Below are 16,357 nucleotides of genomic sequence, written 5' to 3'. Positions count from 1 at the left end.
TAAAGGCTATAGCTTTCTCCGGAGTATTCATGTTTTCGAATACCGTGTTAAGTTCGGCCGTATTCGCCGAGGGCGCGTGCGAAACCTGTTTCTCAGCTCAGTATTGGAAAACACCTGATCGGGGCGTCGACTATCCTGAAATGCAAGATGATGCTTTTCGCCGAAGTCGTGCTTCGTTCGGCGTCGCATTCCAAGGCGGCGGCAACCGTGCGGCGCCTGCGGCACTCGGGCAGTTGCGCGCGTTGCATAATCTGGGTTGGATAGAGAAAATTCGCTATATCTCCGCGATCTCTGGCGGCAGCTGGACTGCGATACCCTATACTTACCTCAAGGAACATTGCGCACCATCCAGTAACGTATATTGCGCCGAGGACCTTTTTCTCGGAAAGTATTACTCTCCCGCGGCTTTGGGGAAAGTGCTGCCGCAAATCATCACTTTAGCCAAAAACAAAGGGACTGATGTGAATAGCATCCCGGGCTTCGCGCCGGGAAGCATGTTGGGCGCGATCGGACGCGCAAACGTTACCCGGAAAATGTTCAAGGCGTGGAAGACAGGTCGGTTTGACGAATCCTATTCCGAGACTTTGGGCAAAATCTATCTCGAACCCTTTGGATTGGGGCGCACCAAGCCGTCGGACCCTGACAGTCTATTCACGTGGCGCCGCATTGATGAGGATCGCATCCGATCAAGTCGAAAAAATCGCCCCCGACCGAGGTGCACTATGTCGAGCGCGACAGGCCCTATTTGATAGTTGGCGGCACGCTGTCAACCCAAAGGATTGCCATCAATCCCCAGAATAAGTTCCGGATGGAAATGACACCGCTATATACCGGTATGCCGGTGCGGCGTTTCCCCTATGACGATGGTGTAGGCGTTGGCGGAGGCTTTGTTGAATCGCATGGGTACGATCACGTGACCCATCGTGTTGAAACCGTCGGCGAAGAGACCGTGCTTTTATTAAAACTTCCGCAGTATGGTGCCCGTATAGATCGGTCACGATTAAATTTCTCTCTTTCTAATATGGCCGCCATTTCCGGCGCTGCCCCTGTCGAGACCTTCGTAAATTTGCCAGTGGTTCAGGGATTACTTTCAAACTTCGGCTTTCCGGAACATTATACGCCGATAGATCAAGCTGTCGGGGACGAAATCAAACTTTTCGCCGAGAAGGGGAATATTTATCAGAAGGAATGGGCGCACGGTGACGGGGGCCATGAGGACAACCTCGGCCTCGCCCCCCTGCTCGCACGACAGGTGGAAAACATCATCGTTTTTGCAAACGCATATGCGCCGCTGGATGCAAGGCAGGTACAAAATTGTCGAAAAGCTTTCATAGCATTGGATAAAGCACCGAAGGGCGCGCAATTGAAGCGAAGTGTCCGGAAAACCTGTGAAAGAGACATGATCGGCGCTGATCTAGCATCATTCTTCGTCCAAACGGAGGACCAGATCCACAACGTGGGCCTTACAATGCTCAAAAACGAGGGTAGTGGGCTGACAGGCCTGCGGCGCAAATATGAGGATTTACTTACACTCGCCGAAGACTTGGTACGCCAGAGGAATGTTAGCTGCGAAGAATACCATTACGACCCCGCGGCTAGCGTATCTCACGGTATTGCTTATACACCCACGATTTGTGTGGTCTTTCTCGGACTTGAGACAGCATGGGCGCAACCGCTTTTGAACAACGCGCCACCGAGTCATCGGCCTGAAATTATGAAAGCCTTAGAGATTGCGCCTGATGGCAACTCCCTGATCAATCGACGTTGGATGAAAGGTTTTCGATCTAGTGGCTTCCCCCACCTTGGGACGTTTTTTGATCAAGATTTGCATATTATCGATACCGCACCCCCCCGCCTTTTTGCGCTGAGCAATCTAACGGCCTGGAAGTTGCAAGACGCCGATACCCTCAAACAGATCAAAGACGCGTTTTTCAAAAACGGATTAATACTAGAATAACGGCTCAATGGGACGCACGCTCAATTTAAGGCCGCTAGCTTGAGCGACTTCCTTTCGTGGAGCCAGCCCGTGCAACATCTCCGCCACGACCTGTGCCATAGTAAGTGCGCTTTCGCGCCAGCAATATTTCTCCGCTTGTTTTTGCCCTAATCCGACGCGTTTTCTACGCATTTCTCTATCAAGGTACAAATACCCTCTCAGCGCGCGCGCAATCTCCCCTTCATCATGAGGGTCGAACCAAAGCGGTGCATCGCCCAGGATCTCCGGCATCGCCCCGCGCCGCGCGCAAATCACCGGCACACCTAACCGCATCGCCTCAAGCGGGGGAATGCCAAAGCCCTCGTGTAACGCCGCGAAGACAAATGCCGATGCCCCTCATAGAGACCGCGCAGATCGCAGTCCGGCACCCGGCCGAGGGCGATGACCCGGTCTCCCGCGGCCGCCTGCGACGCGATACCGGGTACATTACCACCGACAACAACCAAGGGCGGGACCTCATCACCGCATGCCGCATGCGCGTTGATCAACGCGCGCAGGTTCTTGTTAGGACTGCGGTTGCCAACGCTTAACAAATAGTTCCCCGCCGTCAGCCCATAGCGTGCAGGGACATCAGGCACGGAGGGCAGCCGCAGCATATGATCCGCGCTATTGTGCAAGATACGGAAGCGAGCTTCGGCCACACTCAAACGGTCTGCCAGCGCCTTAGCCGAATAACGGCTTACCGTTAGCAAGGCCGCGGCGCGGCGGGCGAGGCGGGGCCGCAGCGCGCAATGCCAAAGCCGGTAGCGCGCGCTGTAGGCTTCGGGAATGTCCCATAAGTTGGCATCATGCAGACAGATGATTTGCGCACGATGCCTAAGCGGCCCACTGTTGCCCAGACTGATCAGAACGCCATCACGACTTGCCCGCCACAGTGGTCCCTGCTCCCACAGGTGGCCGGCCCCACCGGGCAGATGGCGCAGCCTGAGCCTCTGCCAGCCCGGTGTTTCGACCCTGCGTGGCGCGAGCACTTCTATAGGGCCGAGCCTGTCCCTCAAATCAGCAGATCGGCAAAGTTCCCTATCGAGTGCTCCCAGCACCTCATGCGCGAAACGTTGAACGCCCGAGATCGGCTGCGCCAGAAAGCGGCCATTGACGTAGACCGTCATGCCAGACCCAATTCGTGATCCGCCGCCACGGCACCGCCGCAACGCGCGGGAAGACCATAGAGAGCAGTCGTGCGCCGCCCGAGAGTGTCAAGTGCCCAAGCGCTGACGTCCGTGGCCAGCGCCTCCTTTCGCATTCGGTTGAGGCGCCGCGCGTCGTACAACAATTCGTTCATCACCCGCACCACTTCGCCCATGTCGCTGCCTTCGGCGACCATTCCATTCCGCCCATGGTCGATAATCTCCCCAATGCCCGGCAGGTCCTGCACAACCATCGGGCAACCCGCCGCCATAGACTGGACGGCCACCCGCGGTAGACCTTCCCGGGCCGAGGTCAGCACTGAAAGATCGGCAAGAGCGAACAAGGCTTCCGGATCCTGCCGATGCCCGCAAAAGACGACCTTATCACGCAGGCCCAGCCCCTCTACCGCCGCGCGGATTGATGCTTCCTCCGGCCCTGCACCGGCCAGCAGCAGTTTTAGGTTCGGCAACCTATCCGCCAAGCGGGCGAAAGCGCGCAGAAAAGGGAGGTGCCGTTTGCGCGGCTCGAAAGCGGCCATCATCAGCACCACACGGGGCCGTGCATCGCCGTGCGCAACCCCCAGAAGCGCGCGCCAATCGGCGGGCAGCGCCGGGTTGCGGAAGCGTTCGATGTCCATTCCTGAGCGCACACAATGCACCCGCCCGCGCCGCGCGATCCCCGCCGCGACATAGGCTCGACCAACCGTTTCGGAGACCCCGATGAACACATCTGTCTGCCGCGCCGCCAAGCGCTCCGCAGCAAGGTAAAGCGCGCGTTTTGCCGGGGACACACCCTCGAAAGGTACGATGTGAACCCCATGCGCCACCACTGCATCCGGGACCGCCCGGGCCGCGAGGCGACCGAGGATACCGGCCTTGCTTTGATGGGTATGGATCACGTCGGGCGCCAGCTGGCGGTAAATTTGCCGCAACCGGATCAACGCGCGTAGATCCTGCGCCGGATGGACGGGATGCACCATTTCGGGCAGAGGGATCCGGGTCAGGCCAGGTGGCAAGCGATCCTCCCAATAGGGATCGGGCGCGGCGCCGTGGATCAGCGACACCCGGTGTCCCTGGGCGATCTGCCAGCGGCAGGTTTCAAGCGTATTCTCCTCAGAACCGGCCCTGAGAAGGCGGGTAAGCAGGTGAACAATATGCATCGGCGTCCCTCGAAAATCGGGCTCCCACCCTCTTCGAACGCGGCCACTTTCAAGCGACAGATCTTACCAAATGCTTAACCGGAGCGATTTTTTTCAAGAACCGCACAAAAACGGTGTGATACATCCTCCGTTATTTTCGAGTTGCCGCAGCGCGCGGCGACGCCAGCTTTCGTTAAGCGCTCATTAACCAAACGCTGCAATCTTCGGGGAGTTGTGACCCGAATCGACGGAGCCCCCATGCCCCGGATCATCTATATCCACGTCCCCAAATGCGGCGGCTCCAGCTTTGGCACAGCGCTTCGGCTGCGGTACTGCCTGTCGCAGGCGGTGATCGACCTTGATCCCGGCGATCCAACGGCACCCGCCGGGCCAAGAATGCGGGCCGATTACGAACGCCGCCGGGCTCAGTTGCACCGGCTGGTCGCGCGCGGCACCCGTATGATCTCTGGCCATGTACAATACGATCACATGCTCCACGATGGAGCCGCGAAAGACTATGTTTTCATTACCCTGCTGCGCGATCCTGTGGCGCGCTTCGTATCGCATTACAATTATCTACAGCGGCGCCATCCCAGCCCGACACGCGCAATCTGTCTGGCGGATTTCCTCGATACGGCCGACGCCATGCGACTGGCCTCGCAATACCTCTTCTATTTCGCCGGACAAAACTTGCAGCCGGGGCAGGATCCCGCCCCCCTTATCGCCCGCGCCATCGCGGCCCTCAAGCGTTTCGATATCGTAGGCGACCTAAGTCAGCCGCATGTTTTTACAAAACGATTACAACACTATACCGGCAGCCCCTTCCCCCTTTGGCAACGTAATGCGGCTCCGGTCCCCACGGAAATCCCCACAGGCCTCCGCCCCCGGATCGAGGCGCTTTGCGCTGCCGATATCGCGGTGTATCGCGCGGCCCGAACTACACGGATCGCCGCATGAGATGGGCGCTCTCCCCCCTCTCGCTGCTCCTGATTTGCTGGGGTCTCTCCAGCACTGGGGTCGCCCTGACGCTCGCCCACCTTGACCGCCTCGATCTCGTGCAAACCTTCATGCGCCGCGAAGAACTCAGCCTATCGGCTTTTACCTCCACCGGAGCCGCTTGGTTGCTGCTGGCCCTTTTCGCATATGCCGTGGGGGATATGGCCGCGCGTATTTCACGTAGACGCGTGCCGGTCGACAAAGCACAGATCAACCTGACTTACGCGGCCTATCTGACCTTTGCCTTGAACCTAATTCTGCTCGGGGTGACTGCACTTTGGATCGCGGCAGCGGCGGCCAAAGCGGGCGGGCTGATCCACCTTGCCGCCGCGGCCTATATCGACAGCCTGACCACCCGCGACCTGTTGTTGGAGAACAAACTTTTCACCGGGATGCGTCTTTTCTACGCGGCCCTGCCTGGCACCGCCTGCCTGGCCACCGCGCTTTTATGTCTTGGCCCCCTGCCCCGTCACATCCGCGGCCTGCTTCTTTCTATCCTAATCGGCAACACGCTGGCGCTTTTCATCCTGCCCATTGTCATGAGCCAACGGTTGCTGCTCCTGCAACTGCTCTTGTCGTGCTATCTCATCGCCTGCCTGATGCGGGGGCGGCTGGTCGGATGGGGATGGAGCCTGTTTGCAGTCGCGCTTTTCCTCGCACTCTGGCTGGCGCGGGAAGCAATCACCAATCCGATGTTTGACCGCTCAACCCTCGACATCGGGACACAAAAATTGGCCTTTTACCTTGTCAATGACATGTGGAACGGCTTCGCCCCGCTCGCTGTCGAGATCCCGCATACATGGGGCGGTTTAAGCCTTCAGGGCATGATGTTCCTCACCGCGACCAACGGTTACTTCACCCATATCCTCGCGCCCCGCTTGGAAGCATTGCAAGATGTATTGGGCGGCGGAGAATTTCCGCTTCTCACCACCGCCTATGTCGATTTCGGGCCCGTTTTTGGCGCGCTCTTTCTTGCGCTCGTGGGTTTTGGGATTCGGTGGATTTTCAGCAAAGCGCAGCATTCAATCGCCTTCGCCGTCGCCTATGCGCAGATCGGCGCGTCGCTGCTCTTCTCCAGCCACTCCGCTTATCTCATGCATCATAACCTGTTGTTTTCAATCGTTCTGACATTGAGCCTTTTAAAACTGTGCAACCAACAACCCCGCCTTAAGCCAACGCCAAACCTGCCGTTGTTTCGGTCCCGCCGCAAAGCGCCATCCAACAGTTTGATAGGCCGCATAGGGCTATTGTCGGCCCCCGGCCCCTTAGCCGCAGCAAAGCATCCCCGCCATGAACGCGCCTAGGCTCCCCGGGCTCCAAGCCCTTCGCGGGCTCGCCGCCTTGATGGTCCTTCTGGGCCATATCTTGGCCGAGGCGGAACATTATTTTGCCCTTCCCCTGCCGGGAGATGCCATTCCTTGGACCCGTGGCGTCGACATCTTCTTCGTCATTTCCGGTTTCGTCATCACCCTCTCCGCGCAGCGCTATATCGGCCAGCCGCTCGCCTTTTTCTGGCGGCGCTTCCTGCGCGTCGCCCCGCTATACTATTTCTTCACAACCCTCATGGTTATAACGCTGCTGCTAGTACCTGGGGCCATCAAAGACACACCGTTTGATCCTGCCCAGATCGCCAGTTCCTACGCTTTCTTTCCCTACGCCCGCCCCGACGGACGGATTGCACCGGTTCTGTCCCTCGGTTGGACCCTCAATTACGAAGTCTTTTTCTATGCTCTCATGGCCCTCTGCCTCGCCCTGCCCCGCCCCCTATTGGCGGTTTCGAGCTTGTTGATCGGCCTCGCGGCGTTCGGGCTATCGGCCCGCTTCACATCGCCGTCCTTCATTTTCTGGACGAACCCTCTTATCCTCGAATTTCTCTTCGGCATCGCCCTCGCCCGGCTATGGGCGAGCGGTTGGGCCTACCCCCATCCCATCCTCTGCGCCGCGGCACTGGCTTTCGGCTTTGCCCTTCTCATTGTCCTTGCGTCACTTCCCCTCCCCCGCTTCCTCGCCGCGGGTTTTCCCGCCACGCTGATCGTCGCGGCGGGCACGCTTTTTTGCCCGGCCCGCCCGATCCCGGGGCAATTGCTCGGGGACGCGTCCTATGGCCTTTACCTGTCGCACCGTTTCGCCCTGCGCGCGGCAACCCTTCTGCTGTTGCCACTCCTGCCCGCGACCGTCTTCGGCGCCTGGGTCTACGTCGCCACGACATGCATGCTTGCGTTGTCCTTTGGCCTCCTAACCCACCTGCTTTTGGAACGCCCTCTCCAGCGGGGTATGACACGCCCGAAGGGAGCGCCCGCATGAGCCCCCGTTTCTGGTCGTTCGCCCTGCAGTGGTCCCGCGTCGGCATCAACGCCGCGCTTTTCCTCATCGCCGCGCGGTTTCTGTCTTTGGCCGAGCTTGGTGCCTTCGCCACCGCCTTCGCTCCCATCCGGCTGACCCAAGGGCTGCACACGGCTGGCATCGGGGAAAGCGTGATCATCCACGCCCCCCGCCGGCGCCGACGAGACGCGCTTTTCGCAATATCACTGGCCAGCGGCTGCGCCCTATCGCTGGGTTTCGTCTGCATCGGCATCGCGCTGGACGCCCCGCTGCTCATCGCCCTCAGCGCAATCCCGTTTCTCCATGGCCTCTGCGCCGTCTCCGAAGGCATCCTGCGCCGCGACCTGCACCTCCGCGCTCTCGCCTTGCGCAGTATAGCAAGCCAGTCCGTCGCCGCAGCCATGGCCGTCTGGATGCTCTCAACCGGCAGCGGCCCTTGGGCCTTGGCTGCCTTCGCCCTCACCCATGCCGGGATGAACACGATTCTCGCCTGCCACTTTGCCGGATGGAGCCCCCAAAGCCTTCCGAAATGGCGATATCAGAGACGGTTGACCGAATTAATCGTCGAGATCTCGGCCCGAGACTTCCTCAACGCGGCCCTTTTCCCGCTCATGCAACTTGCCACGGCGCTCGTCTTCGGCCTGCCCGCTGCCGGTGCCTTCCAGATCGCCACCCGTATGGTAAGCCTGATCGAAGCCCTCACCCTCTCGCCCCTGCGTTTTCTCGCCCTGCCCCAGCTGCGCCAGCTATCGGTGTCGGAACGCGCAGCCGTGCTGCCATCACAGCTGCGCCTCAGCGGAACGCTCAGCCTTTGGGTCTGGGGGGTCACCCTCCTCTCGGCGCCGCAGGCGCTGGCTCTGCTCATTGGCCCGACCCCGGCAGCCTCCGCTGCACCGATCCTCACGGCCCTCGCGGGCTTCGGCCTCCTTTCGGCATTGTTGATGCCGATCAACCAAGCCCTCATCGCGGCGGGCCATACCCGACTGATGCTGCAACGCGCGGCGTTGTTGCTGCCTCTATGCTGCACCTTCGCCGCCTTTTCGCCCACCCCCACGGCACTGGCCGCATCCATCAGCATCGCCGCATTCCTGACCGCCCTGTGGCACCTCACCCGCGCCCTGCCGCGCCTTCGCCTTACAGTTTCAGCCCTGACGCCCCTCGCCCTGCCGCTCTGCGCGGCGGCCGCCGTGACGGCACTCTTCGCGTTTCTGCCGCCCCTGCCCCTCCCGGCGCAACTTGTCCTCGGCAGCGCTCTTTATGGCGCAGTCATACTCATTCCCAACAGGCAGATCGCCACATGAAGCGCGCCGTCCTCCTAACGGGGCATTTCCCCTTCCAGAAACGCCGCCCGAGCATGCTTTGGGTCTCGCACCACCTCCGCGCGGAAGGTTGGCATATGACCCATGTCACCATCGGCTATAGTTGGCTCTCCAAACTCTTCGGCGACGTCCGTCTGACCGCCCTCGACAGCCCGCCGCACTACGGCACTCACCATCACGGACCGGACCTCACATCAATCTACAGCCTACCGCCCATCCATCCGATCAAAACCAAAAGCGCGCGGCTCAACCGCTGGCTCGAATCCAGCTACCCACTCTTTATCAATCACTGGCGCCGCCGCCTGCGGGGCCGCTCGCCCAAGCTGACCTTGTCATATGCGAAAGCGGCCCGCCGGTCCTGCTCGGCCCGCTTTTGGCCGAACATGCCCCGCAGGCTGCGCGCATTTACCGTGTTTCAGATGATATTCGCCTGCTGAATGCGCCGGATGTGCTTCTGCGGGCCGAACGAAACCACCGCCCCTTCACCCGCATCAGTACCGCCAGCCCCCATATCGCCGCCCGTTTCGCGGATCACCCCAACGTCACGCTGGACCCAATCGGCATCCCCCACGCGGAATTACAGGTCAGTACTGCTGACCCTTACCGCAAGCCCCGCGAAGGGCCCATCGCCGTCTGTGCGGGGACGACCCTCCTTGATACTCCTGCCCTTACCCAGCTGGCCGACGCGCGCCCTCACTGGCAAATTCATGTCCTTGGCCGCTTACGAGAAACGCCACCCAAGCGGCCTAACATCACTTGGCACGGCGAACAGAGTTTCGACACCACGCTCGCCCATATCGCCCATGCCGATATTGGTCTCGCCCCCTACCGCGACGAACCGGGGGTCGCCTATCAAACGACCAACTCTAATCGCATCCTGCTCTATCGGCACCATGGGCTGCCCACCCTCGGGCCCGACCGGCTCTGCCACCCGAGCATTCCTTCGATCATCGGCTACAACAGCCCGCATGCCTTCGAACGCTGCGAAACTTGGGAGCGCAGGCCCGAGGCCGTGCCAGACTGGAAGGAACTGGCCGAACGGCTTTCTCAAAATGGCGTAACAGAGCCACCCGAGCTGACCTCCACGCCCCCGCCAGAGCTGAAAAGCCCCGGGTGAAAACAGTGCCTGCATTGGCCTGTAAGGCATAGTTCTCCGTCTGCCCCGCAGCATCGCCCGAACAGTCTTGCAACCACATCAGCGCATCATTCGAACATTTGAACGCGACGGATGAGCCATCCACGTCCCGCGCCACGGCATGGCAACCGGCGGCCCAAGTCTCGGTCGATTGGATTACATGCACTTCGGTGCCATTACGCGACAGGCCAAAATCGCCGCCCAATAGGATCGCCCGCACCCCGTCATGCGTGGTGAACCCATTGCAGGATGTCGCCGTGCTGAACCCATTGCGCCAACCGGAACAGCCCAGCAACAAAACATGCATCCCCGGCGTGCCGTCCTCATGGAAAGACCAACCGTCCTTCGCCCCGCCCGAGGCATCGCAATCGAAAAACGCGACCAGTCCATTCGTGCGCCGCACCCGCGCGGCATCCTGCAAGGCCGTGGGATTCGAGGGTGCCGAATAGCGGAATGTGCAGTTCACCCCGACGATATTGCGCGTGGCAACGGCATCGAAATGCAGCGCCCCGGTAATCCCGCCCTCACAATGGACGTTCTCAAGATAGAAATCTTTGTCATGCGTCAGAAACCGCGCTCCGTGAAAGGACCGGATCACCGCAATATCTCGCGCCCCCGGCGCGCTGCCGATATTCACATGCAGCAATGCCCCGTCATGAACCCAAGTGTTGACCGTCGCGGCGCAACTGGCCACATCCGGGGCTTCGCTCAACTCGGTATAGAGCTCCTCCGGGGTCAGCATATCGCTGCGAAACACCCGCCGGACCGAGCTTTCATTCGCCGTGAACGTCCCGCCCCCATCGCTCCATGTCACATCGAACGGCCCCGAACGATAGCGCAGCGGCCCACCCCATCCGATCACGGCAACGTGCTGGTTCGGCTCGTCACTGCCGTTGCGGGTGAAGGCCGCCTCGGCGTAATCGCCGGGCTTGACCAATACGCGATAGGCCGCACCCGTTGCGTTGCCCTCGGTGAATGCTGCATGGATCGTCCGCTTGGCATTGGTGAAATCACCGTCCTGCCCGCCAAGGCCACTGTTGCTGTCATCACCCCCACGCCATCCACATGGATCGCTGCGCCGGTCCAGATCGCCGGGTCGACCAGATCGCGTGGTTCAACCGCCGCACGATAGGCCCCGCCAATCTGTTCGATACCAATATCAAAGCGTACCCGATCCCAACTGAACCCCGCCGGAAAAGCGATAGGTACCCGGCTACGGTATGCCGCGAAGGGGTGCATTCCGACGCCCAGCATTAAACCAACCCCTTGATGCCTGTGGCCGTGGTTCCCGTCGCCAGCACCCTTGCGATGCGGATCGGGTAGAGCACGCCGGGCGACAGGGCGGGCAGGGTGACCGCGTCCCCGCTTTTCAGCACCACTGCCAGATCGCCAGCAGAAGCGACCATCACCCCGCGGGTCATCTGAGGAAGGTCTGCCGCATCACTGGGCGTCACGTCGAAGCCGCCGCAGATAGGGCCGGTTAATCCGTTGTGGTGATCTTCGAAGATATCGAGAATGGGCATCGCGGCCTCCTTTGAGAACTGAGGTTCTCAGCATTAGAGGGGCGGATGAACCAAGTCCTAAAGCAGCGAACGTATCGAGAATGGAAACGAGGTTTGGCGTACGAATAGCGAGAACGCTTGGCGTAAATTAGCTATTCTCTTCGAAGACTCAAAGGAGAATACCCGTGGTTACACGATGTCCGAGGAATTTGGTAGGCGCCCGCAAAGCGTCTGCGCCGCTGCCAAGTCTTAAAATGATAATCCGCCGCGCCGCTTAACCAGCGACGCGGCGATTTTTATATCAGGCGAGTTACCCGATGATGCCGTTCAGCGTCTCAGAGGGGCGCATCACGCGGGCGGTTTTCTCCGCGTCGGTGTGGTAGTAGCCGCCCAGATCGACAGCCGTGCCTTGGGCCGCGGCAAGCTCGGACAGGATGTCGGCTTCTTTGGCAGCCAGTTCCTTGGCGATGGGCGCGAACTCTGCGGCGAGCTCCGCGTCATCGCTCTGCGCGGCGACGGCTTCGGCCCAGTAGCGCGCGAACCAATAGTGGCTGTCGCGGTTGTCGGGCTCACCCACCTTGCGCGAAGGGGAACGACCGTGATCGAGGATGCCCTGCGTCGCGGTTTCCACGGCATCGCCCAGCACGCGCGCCTTCTCGTTGCCGCGGGCATCGGCGAGGAACTTCAGGCTCTCGCCAAGGGCGCAGAATTCGCCAAGGCTGTCCCACCGCAGGTGGTTCTGCTCCATCAACTGCTGAACGTGTTTGGGGGCAGAGCCGCCCGCGCCGGTCTCGAACAAGCCGCCGCCGTTCATAAGCTTCACGATGGACAGCATCTTGGCCGAGGTCGCCAGCTCCAAGATCGGGAAGAGGTCGGTCAGGTAGTCGCGCAGCACGTTGCCGGTGATCGCGATGGTGTTCTCGCCCTTGGTGATGGTCTCAAGCGAGGCGCGGGTGGCTTCGCGGGGGCCATGATCTCGAACTTGTCGGCCACGCCCTGTGCCTCAAGGATGGGCTTCACATAGGAGATCAGCTCGGCGTCATGGGCGCGGTTTGCGTCCAGCCAGAAGATCGCGCGGCAGCCCTCGGCCTTCTGGCGCGAGATGGCGAGGTTCACCCAATCCTCGATCGGCGCCTTGCGCGCGGAGGAAGAGCGCCAGATGTCACCGGCGTCGACCTTGTGCTGGTGCAGCACGGTGCCGTCGTCGAGGATCATCTTCACGGTGCCCGCTTCGGCCAGCTCAAACGTGGTCGGGTGGGAGCCGTATTCCTCGGCCTTCTGCGCCATCAGGCCGATGTTCTGCACCGTGCCTGCGGTGGCCGGGTCGAGCTTGCCGTTCTTTTTGAAGAAGTTGATCGCCTCGTCATAGACCGGCGCATAGGAGCTGTCGGGGATCACGCAGTTGGCGTCATGCTCTTTGCCGTCCGGGCCCCAGCCCTTGCCGCCAGCGCGGATGAGCGCGGGCATCGAGGCGTCGATGATCACGTCGGAAGAGACATGCAGGTTGGTGATGCCCTTGTCGGAATCGACCATATACATCGGCGGACGCTCTTCCATGCAGGCGTCGATGTCGGCCATGATCTCGCTCTCGCCCTTCACGCGCTCCAGCAGATCGCCGAGACCGGAGTTGGGGTTCACGCCCAGATCTTTGAGCTTCGCGCCATGCTTTTCAAACACCGGCGCAAGGTAGGTTTTGACCGCGTGACCAAAGAGGATCGGGTCGGAGACCTTCATCATCGTGGCCTTGAGGTGCAGCGAGAAGAGAATGCCGTCTTCTTTGGTCTTCTCGATCTGGGTGTTGAGGAAGTCCTTCAGCGCGGCCGCGCTCATGAAGGTCGCGTCGACCACGGTGCCGGCGGGATATTCAAGCCCCTCTTTCAGCACCTTTTCCCCGTCCGCGGTTTCCAGCACAATCTTGGCGCCAGTCGCGGCATCAAGCGTGGCCGAAACTTCGTTGGAGAAGAAATCATTGCCCGACATGGACGAGACATGCGTCTTGCTGTCGGCGGTCCAGTCCCCCATGCGGTGCGGGTTGGACTGGGCAAAACTCTTCACGGCTTTGGCCGCGCGGCGGTCGGAGTTGCCTTCGCGCAGAACCGGGTTCACGGCGGAGCCTTTGATGCCGTCATATTTGGCACGCACGGCTTTTTCTTCGTCTGTGCTCGGCTCTTCGGGATAGTCGGGCAGCGCATAGCCTTGGGCCTGAAGCTCTTTGATCGCGGCGACCAGCTGCGGCACCGAGGCAGAGATGTTCGGCAGCTTGATGACATTGGCCTCGGGCGTCTTCACCAGACGGCCCAATTCCGCCAGATCGTCGGACTGGCGCTGGTCTTCGCTCAGATGCTCAGGGAAAGTCGCGAGGATACGGCCCGCGAGGCTGATGTCTTTCGTGCCGACGCTCACACCGGCGGCTTCGGCGAACTTCTTGATGATTGGCAACAGCGAGGCAGAGGCCAGCTCCGGCGCTTCGTCAACTTTGGTGTAGATGATATCGGACATGATTGCTCCAAATTGCTGCATTTGCTGCTCTGATAGCGGAAGAGGCGGCGAAGGTCGACGGTATACCGCAGTATGCGGTGGGGTCGTTTCAGGAAAAAGCGGATTTCAGCCTTTTGCACGGGTCACCTAGCGCTGCCTGCGCGCTGCCGCCTAGCGGGCCACGCTGCGCAGTTGCAGAATCTGCATCCCAATCGCCATGGCCGGGCCGATCCCCACCGCGAAAAGCAGCGTGCCGAGGCCCAGGGTGCCGCCCAAGGCCCAGCCGATGGCGACGACGGACAATTCGATGCTCATGCGGACCAGCGCGATGGGTTTGCCCGTGACCCGTTGCAGCCCCGTCATCAACCCGTCCCGTGGTCCGGGGCCAAGGTTTGCCACAAGATAGATCGCACCGCCAAAGCCGGTCACAAAGACGCCGGTCAGCGCCAGCACGGCATTCGCCAGATAGCTGTCGAAGTGGGGCAGGATTGGCAGCGCATATTCCAGCACCAGCGCCACGATCACCGCGTTCAGAATGGTGCCGATACCGGGCGTCTGCATCAGCGGGATCCAGAGCAAAAGAACCACGGCGCTGATCAGGAAGGTCGCAAAGCCGAGGCTCCACCCCGTGATGCGGGTCACCCCTTCGGCGAAGACGGTCCAAGGGCTGACGCCGACGCCCGCCGTGACCAAAAGCGCCTCCCCCAAGCCAAACATCACCAATCCCAGAACCAGAAACACCATTGAGGCCAATGGTGGTCTGAGTGTGAAGGCTTTGGGCGAACTCCACCGCAGCCGGGGAACAGAGGTGACAGACAGGAAACTCACGGCGCGACCTTTGGCGGGATGCTCAAGATGCCCTGTTGTTCCAGTTTACGTCAGAACCGGCAAGGTCAATCTAGCCTGCGCCCCTCACCGCCAGCGCGAAAAGCCGAAGGTCATATAATCCTTCTGATAGGCTTCCGCCGTCAGGGCCTCAATCTCATCGTCATAGATATCGCCGAGCGTGAAGGGCCCGGGCTCCACCATCTGGGGTACGGCGGGGACGGTGGCATGGCCTTGCCCCGCGGCCAAGGCGGGGAGTTCGCTGGCCAACTCCTCTTCGCGGAGGATGCGGTCGGGCAGGCAGAACGCCCCGAACCCCGCAATGGCTTGGGCCTGAGAACACCATGCAGCATCCACCCGGATCGAGGTTTGCCCGGCCAGATTGCCTTTGAGAAACTTTAGGAAGGCGACAAAGGCTGCGCGATGCGCCTCGCGGTCATATTCGGCGTCGGGGCCATCCTTGGGCAGCGGCACCTTGTAGCGCCGCATCAGCGTGTTGCGCAGCTGGCGGTAACTGCCCTCCCCCGTGGTCAGGATATGGCGGCAAAAGGCGTCATGCGCGCGCAGGGCGGGATGGCGCAGCACGGTAAAGCCGCGATGCCCGCGCATTTTGCGTTTCCACTGCCGCAGCTCTTTTTGCGACATCTTATCGCGCAGCGCCTCACGCGGAACGCCATCGAGGGCGGCGAGCCAGTCCAGCACCTGATCCTGCGGGCCGGATTTAATCGGCAGATAGATCAAGCCGCTGGTCGCCGCTGCCACATAAGAGGGCACATTCGGCCCGCGCCGTGGCTCAAAATTGGGGGTGCGGGTCAGATCGAAACGATCGAGCCGCGCCAGCGCCTCCAGCATCTCGTCATAGTTGCTGACCTTGGCCGATATCGGGCTGGGGTTCTGTTTCTTAAGGTTCTTGTCCAGCCCCTCCAACTGCTCATCCACGCCAAGATAGCGCGCAAGCCCGTTCATCACCTCAACGCTTTGCAGGTCTTCGTAAGCCACGTAAAATGCCGTTTGGCCGGAGGTTTGCAAACGGTTCAGCAGCGTGATCTGGAACTGCTGAAGGGCATCCAAATGGGCACTGAACTCATCTGCATCGAAAACGGCCTGCGCCACCTTCTGCGCCTTCATATCGGTCAGTTTCCACTGCCCCGTGGCCTGCGCGATCTTCCAACTGACATAGCTGTCGACCGGGTTGCGCGTGAGCACGATCTTGGCGCAGCGCTGATCCTCGACGATCTCATCGAAAACACGCGGATCGTGGTCGTGGAAATAGCGGAAACCGCCCAAAGCATTCTGCTGTCCCCTAATCGCCGCCAGCAGCTTTGTGGGGTTTTCGTCCCGCGTGACCTGATCGACGCCTAGGATGGGCTCGCTTTTGGGATACCCCATGAAGAAAGGGTTAAACGCCTCCCCATGACAGGCGATCCCGGCAAAGGCGTTCAGGTTCGCCTCTATGAAGTTGGACCCGGTCCGCATCTCGGCGAAGACCACGAAACTGTCGAATTTGTCGCGCATGGG

At 60.7% G+C, this 16,357-nt stretch carries 15 protein-coding genes and 2 pseudogenes; 8 read left to right on the top strand and 9 right to left on the bottom strand.

What is annotated here, in order from left to right:
* Positions 1–29 precede the first annotated feature (29 nt).
* Positions 30–749: a hypothetical protein gene (locus CUR85_RS08230; RefSeq protein WP_280322596.1), complete on the top strand. Its 720-nt coding sequence runs from the start codon at positions 30–32 to the stop codon at positions 747–749.
* On the top strand, positions 716–1,957 hold the full coding sequence (locus CUR85_RS08225) for a hypothetical protein (RefSeq protein WP_280322595.1): 1,242 nt from the start codon (positions 716–718) through the stop codon (positions 1,955–1,957). The genes CUR85_RS08230 and CUR85_RS08225 overlap by 34 nt, the downstream gene beginning before the upstream one ends.
* Here the strand turns inward: CUR85_RS08225 and CUR85_RS08220 are convergent.
* The 3 genes from CUR85_RS08220 to CUR85_RS08210 are packed head-to-tail and all read right to left on the bottom strand — an operon-like array spanning position 1,949 to position 4,283.
* Complete coding sequence (locus tag CUR85_RS08220; protein WP_280322594.1) at positions 1,949–2,269, bottom strand: glycosyltransferase family protein; 321 nt, start codon at positions 2,267–2,269, stop codon at positions 1,949–1,951. The genes CUR85_RS08225 and CUR85_RS08220 overlap by 9 nt on opposite strands.
* Complete coding sequence (locus CUR85_RS08215; RefSeq protein WP_280322593.1) at positions 2,260–3,105, bottom strand: glycosyltransferase family protein; 846 nt, start codon at positions 3,103–3,105, stop codon at positions 2,260–2,262. The genes CUR85_RS08220 and CUR85_RS08215 overlap by 10 nt, the downstream gene beginning before the upstream one ends.
* On the bottom strand, positions 3,102–4,283 hold the full coding sequence (locus tag CUR85_RS08210) for a glycosyltransferase (protein ID WP_067264207.1): 1,182 nt from the start codon (positions 4,281–4,283) through the stop codon (positions 3,102–3,104). Before CUR85_RS08210 ends, CUR85_RS08215 begins: the two co-directional genes overlap by 4 nt.
* A gap of 237 nt (positions 4,284–4,520) precedes the next feature.
* On the opposite strand from CUR85_RS08210, the gene CUR85_RS08205 reads away from it, so the two are divergent.
* The 5 genes and pseudogenes from CUR85_RS08205 to CUR85_RS08185 all read left to right on the top strand — a co-directional run.
* A complete protein-coding gene (locus CUR85_RS08205; RefSeq protein WP_067264209.1) occupies positions 4,521–5,219 on the top strand; it encodes a sulfotransferase family 2 domain-containing protein in 699 nt (232 codons plus the stop codon).
* A 164-nt stretch (positions 5,220–5,383) separates the two neighbouring features.
* Positions 5,384–6,562, top strand: coding sequence for a hypothetical protein (locus CUR85_RS08200; protein ID WP_280322592.1), 1,179 nt, complete (start codon positions 5,384–5,386; stop codon positions 6,560–6,562).
* A complete protein-coding gene (locus tag CUR85_RS08195) occupies positions 6,549–7,562 on the top strand; it encodes an acyltransferase family protein (protein ID WP_067264212.1) in 1,014 nt (337 codons plus the stop codon). Before CUR85_RS08200 ends, CUR85_RS08195 begins: the two co-directional genes overlap by 14 nt.
* Positions 7,559–8,881 (top strand): oligosaccharide flippase family protein, encoded by a 1,323-nt coding sequence (locus CUR85_RS08190; RefSeq protein ID WP_067264214.1) that lies wholly within the window; start codon positions 7,559–7,561, stop codon positions 8,879–8,881. The genes CUR85_RS08195 and CUR85_RS08190 overlap by 4 nt, the downstream gene beginning before the upstream one ends.
* Positions 8,878–9,317 (top strand): annotated as a pseudogene (locus CUR85_RS08185) (GumK N-terminal domain-containing glycosyltransferase); the annotation flags it as partial. The gene CUR85_RS08190 and the pseudogene CUR85_RS08185, both read left to right, overlap by 4 nt.
* Here CUR85_RS08185 and CUR85_RS08180 read toward each other — a convergent pair.
* Positions 9,315–9,470, bottom strand: coding sequence for a hypothetical protein (locus tag CUR85_RS08180; protein WP_280322590.1), 156 nt, complete (start codon positions 9,468–9,470; stop codon positions 9,315–9,317). The pseudogene CUR85_RS08185 and the gene CUR85_RS08180 overlap by 3 nt on opposite strands.
* A gap of 376 nt (positions 9,471–9,846) precedes the next feature.
* The gene (locus CUR85_RS08175) at positions 9,847–10,971 is read right to left on the bottom strand and encodes a hypothetical protein (protein ID WP_280322589.1); all 1,125 of its coding nucleotides are present in this window, start codon (positions 10,969–10,971) and stop codon (positions 9,847–9,849) included.
* A gap of 45 nt (positions 10,972–11,016) precedes the next feature.
* Between CUR85_RS08175 and CUR85_RS08170 the strand changes: the two genes are divergently transcribed.
* Positions 11,017–11,166 carry a hypothetical protein gene (locus CUR85_RS08170; protein WP_280322588.1) on the top strand — a complete coding sequence of 50 codons (150 nt, stop codon included), beginning with the start codon at positions 11,017–11,019 and terminating at the stop codon, positions 11,164–11,166.
* Between the two features lie 121 nt (positions 11,167–11,287).
* Here CUR85_RS08170 and CUR85_RS08165 read toward each other — a convergent pair whose 3' ends face one another.
* From CUR85_RS08165 to CUR85_RS08150, 4 genes and pseudogenes are all read right to left on the bottom strand, one after another.
* Positions 11,288–11,557 carry a spike base protein, RCAP_Rcc01079 family gene (locus CUR85_RS08165; protein ID WP_067264225.1) on the bottom strand — a complete coding sequence of 90 codons (270 nt, stop codon included), beginning with the start codon at positions 11,555–11,557 and terminating at the stop codon, positions 11,288–11,290.
* Positions 11,558–11,846: 289 nt separating this feature from the next.
* Positions 11,847–14,035: pseudogene (locus CUR85_RS08160) on the bottom strand (NADP-dependent isocitrate dehydrogenase).
* 150 nt (positions 14,036–14,185) lie between these two features.
* Positions 14,186–14,758, bottom strand: a complete 573-nt coding sequence (yczE, locus tag CUR85_RS08155) for a membrane protein YczE (protein ID WP_280322587.1) — start codon at positions 14,756–14,758, stop codon at positions 14,186–14,188.
* A 168-nt stretch (positions 14,759–14,926) separates the two neighbouring features.
* Positions 14,927–16,354 (bottom strand): nodulation protein NodH, encoded by a 1,428-nt coding sequence (locus CUR85_RS08150; protein WP_280322586.1) that lies wholly within the window; start codon positions 16,352–16,354, stop codon positions 14,927–14,929.
* Positions 16,355–16,357 lie beyond the last annotated feature (3 nt).

It is taken from the genome of Sulfitobacter faviae, from assembly GCF_029870955.1.
GTDB lineage: Bacteria > Pseudomonadota > Alphaproteobacteria > Rhodobacterales > Rhodobacteraceae > Sulfitobacter > Sulfitobacter faviae.
This window is presented reverse-complemented; position numbering and strand designations above follow the sequence as displayed.

Excerpts from the sequence above, each read along its gene's own strand:
- CUR85_RS08205 (WP_067264209.1), top strand. The coding sequence starts at position 4,521 with ATGCCCCGGATCATCTATATCCACGTCCCCAAATGCGGCGGCTCCAGC.
- CUR85_RS08230 (WP_280322596.1), top strand. The coding sequence starts at position 30 with ATGTTTTCGAATACCGTGTTAAGTTCGGCCGTATTCGCCGAGGGCGCG.
- CUR85_RS08150 (WP_280322586.1), bottom strand. The coding sequence starts at position 16,354 with ATGCGCGACAAATTCGACAGTTTCGTGGTCTTCGCCGAGATGCGGACC.
- CUR85_RS08210 (WP_067264207.1), bottom strand. The coding sequence starts at position 4,283 with ATGCATATTGTTCACCTGCTTACCCGCCTTCTCAGGGCCGGTTCTGAG.
- CUR85_RS08170 (WP_280322588.1), top strand. The coding sequence starts at position 11,017 with ATGGATCGTCCGCTTGGCATTGGTGAAATCACCGTCCTGCCCGCCAAG.
- CUR85_RS08220 (WP_280322594.1), bottom strand. The coding sequence starts at position 2,269 with ATGCGGTTAGGTGTGCCGGTGATTTGCGCGCGGCGCGGGGCGATGCCG.
- CUR85_RS08190 (WP_067264214.1), top strand. The coding sequence starts at position 7,559 with ATGAGCCCCCGTTTCTGGTCGTTCGCCCTGCAGTGGTCCCGCGTCGGC.
- CUR85_RS08215 (WP_280322593.1), bottom strand. The coding sequence starts at position 3,105 with ATGACGGTCTACGTCAATGGCCGCTTTCTGGCGCAGCCGATCTCGGGC.
- CUR85_RS08195 (WP_067264212.1), top strand. The coding sequence starts at position 6,549 with ATGAACGCGCCTAGGCTCCCCGGGCTCCAAGCCCTTCGCGGGCTCGCC.
- yczE (WP_280322587.1), bottom strand. The coding sequence starts at position 14,758 with ATGGTGTTTCTGGTTCTGGGATTGGTGATGTTTGGCTTGGGGGAGGCG.
- CUR85_RS08165 (WP_067264225.1), bottom strand. The coding sequence starts at position 11,557 with ATGCCCATTCTCGATATCTTCGAAGATCACCACAACGGATTAACCGGC.